The following is a 2893-nucleotide window of genomic DNA, read 5'->3' on the forward strand; positions in this document are numbered from 1 at the left end:
CCTTCACAGGTGCCCGGCCCTCTCGCGTGCGGGACTTCTACAGGCCCTGCCACCGCGGCTTCGCGGCATACGTGGCGCGGAAGTAGTCCGCCAGCTTCAGCTTGGACGCCGCCGCCTCGTCGACCACCACAGTGGCGTGCGGGTGCAGCTGCAGCGCCGACGCCGGCACGACCGAGGCGACCGGGCCCTCGACGGTCCGGGCCACCGCGTCGGCCTTGCCCTCGCCGGTGGCCAGCAGGACCGGGTGGCGGGACTCCAGGATCGTGCCGATGCCCTGGGTGATGACGTGGCGGGGCACCTGCTCGATGTCGTCGTCGAAGAAGCGCGCGTTGTCGATCCGCGTCTGCTCGGTCAGCGTCTTGATGCGGGTACGGGAGGCGAGCGAGGAACAGGGCTCGTTGAAGCCGATGTGTCCGTCGGTGCCGATGCCGAGCAGCTGGAGGTCCACGCCGCCCGCCTCGGCGAGCGCCTTGTCGTAGGCCTCGCAGGCTGCCTGCACGTCCTCGGCGGCACCGTCCGGACCCATGAAGGACTTCTCGGACAGGCCGAGCGGCTCGATGACCTCGCGCAGCACGACCGAGCGGTACGACTCGGGGTGGCCCGGAGGCAGCCCGACGTACTCGTCGAGCTGGCAGATGCGGGCGCGCGAGGCGTCCACGGAGCCGGAGCGGACCTTCGCCGTAAGGGCCTGATAGATGGGCAGCGGGGTCGAGCCGGTGGCAACGCCGAGGAGGGCGTCGGGCTTGCGGCTCAGCAGGGTGGCGATGGCCTCCGCGATGAGTTCGCCGCCTGCCGTGGCGTCCGGGACGATGACAACTTCCACGCTGTGCCTGCCGATCTGGAGAGTGGCGTCATGTGGTATAGACCAATCTAGGATCCCAATCTAGCAGAACGGCGCGGCACGGAGGTGAACCGTCCACGTGTGCGTCACCGGTTGTCGCCCTGTCGGCGGACGGCTCCGTCCGCGAGGGGAATGCGAGGGGGAATGTGAGGTGAATGCCCCCGGAAACACCCGCGGGCCGCGGCGCCGGGACGGGACCCTCAGCCCGTCCGGCACCGCAGCCCGGAGCTACCTGGCCGGCGGTGTGCGGTGCCTCCGGCCACTGGAGGCACCGGCGCAGTCAGGGCAGAGAGCGCCGGGTACCTCGGTCCGCTCTCCTGTGCGGGGAGAGCGGAGGTCTGTCGCGTAAGAGGCGTGTCCTGATCGTCGCACCCCTACGTCGTGCATTGTGGACTAGACCAATAGCCCGTGTCCATCCGTCGGCGCGGACATTCTTCCGTCCGGGCCCGCCCTCTCACAGTGTCACGTATCCGCCGCCCGATCGGTTCGGAACCTCTTCGTCTCCACGGGTACGCTCGCACATGTGCCCTCCATGAACGACCTCGTCCGCCAGCACACAGCCCTGAGTGACACCGACCTCGAGTGGCTCCATCTGCTGGTCTCGGAGTGGCAGCTGCTCTCCGACCTGTCCTTCGCCGACCTCGTCCTGTGGGTGCCCACCCGCGACGGGGCCCGCTATGTGTCCGTGGCGCAGATGCGTCCCAACACCGGCCCCACCTCCTATCAGGACGACATGGTCGGCCATCTCGTGCCGCGCGGCCGCCGGCCGCTGCTGGACGCCGCCCTGGACGAGGGGCGCATCGTGCGCGAGGGGGATCCGGAATGGCGGGAGGAAGTGCCCGTCCGGGTCGAGTCGATCCCCGTACGGAGGGAGGGCCGGATCCTCGGGGTCATCGCCCGCAACACCAACCTCCTCACCGTGCGCACACCGTCCAGGCTGGAGCTCACCTACCTCCAGTCCGCCTCCGACCTGGCCCAGATGATCGCCGCCGGGTCCTTCCCGTTCCCCGGTCAGCAGGTCGACATGGACGCGTCGCCGCGCGTCGGTGACGGGCTGATCAGGCTCGACGCCGACGGCGTCGTGCAGTACGCCAGCCCCAACGGGCTCTCCGCCTATCACCGGCTCGGCCTGGCCTCGGACCTGGTCGGCCACAACCTCGGCGCGACGACCGCCGAACTCGCACCGTCGCGCGGACCGGTGGACGAGGCCCTGGTCAAGGTGGCGAGCGGTTACGCGCCGCGGGAGTTCGAGGTCGAGGGTGCCGGCGGGGTCATCCAGCTGCGCGCGATCCCGCTCAAGCCCAAGGGGGTGCGCATCGGTTCGCTGGTGCTTCTGCGCGACGTCACGGAACTGCGGCGTCGTGAAAGGGAATTGATCACGAAGGACGCCACCATCCGGGAGATCCACCACCGGGTGAAGAACAACCTCCAGACGGTGGCTGCCCTGTTGCGGCTCCAGGCGCGCCGGATGGACTCGGAGCGGGGTCGTGAGGCGCTCAACGAGGCCGTGCGGCGCGTCGGTTCGATCGCCATCGTCCATGAGACGCTGTCCCAGAATCTGGACGAGCGGGTCGAGTTCGACGAGATCGCCGACCGGGTGATCGCGATGGTCGCCGAGATCTCACCCGGAAAGGTCACCTGCCGCCGCACGGGACGCTTCGGGGTTCTCGACGCGGAAGTGGCCACTCCGCTCTCGATGGTGCTCACCGAGGTGCTGCAGAACGCGCTGGAGCACGCGTTCACCGTGGCCGAGCGCGGCACGGTGGAGGTGTCCGCGGTGCGCGGCGGCTCACCCGCCGAGGGCCGGCTGCTGATCACCGTGACGGACGACGGGCGCGGGCTGCCCGAGGGGTTCGATCCCCAGCGGGCCGGAAATCTGGGACTGCAGATCGTGCGGACCCTGGTGGAGGGTGAGCTGGGCGGCACGTTCGGCATGGTCCCGGCCCCGGTGCGCGGCACGCAGGTGGTGCTCGACATCCCCGTACAGAACGACAAGTAGCGGCGATCGGCGACGTCGGCCGCCGTCGTCGCCGCACAGCAGTGGGCCCGGAC

The 2893-nt window shown here is 69.9% G+C and carries 2 protein-coding genes; one reads left to right on the forward strand and one right to left on the reverse strand.

The features are described 5' to 3' along the window. Positions 1-37 precede the first annotated feature (37 nt). A complete protein-coding gene (gene nagB, locus ACFWFI_RS42210) occupies positions 38-823 on the reverse strand; it encodes a glucosamine-6-phosphate deaminase (RefSeq protein ID WP_387401184.1) in 786 nt (261 codons plus the stop codon). 550 nt (positions 824-1373) lie between these two features. On the opposite strand from nagB, the gene ACFWFI_RS42215 reads away from it, so the two are divergent. Beyond that, positions 1374-2840, forward strand: a complete 1467-nt coding sequence (locus ACFWFI_RS42215; RefSeq protein ID WP_387401186.1) for a sensor histidine kinase — start codon at positions 1374-1376, stop codon at positions 2838-2840. Positions 2841-2893: the final 53 nt, after the last annotated feature.

Source organism: Streptomyces sp. NPDC060209 (genome assembly GCF_042728155.1).
Classification (GTDB): domain Bacteria; phylum Actinomycetota; class Actinomycetes; order Streptomycetales; family Streptomycetaceae; genus Streptomyces.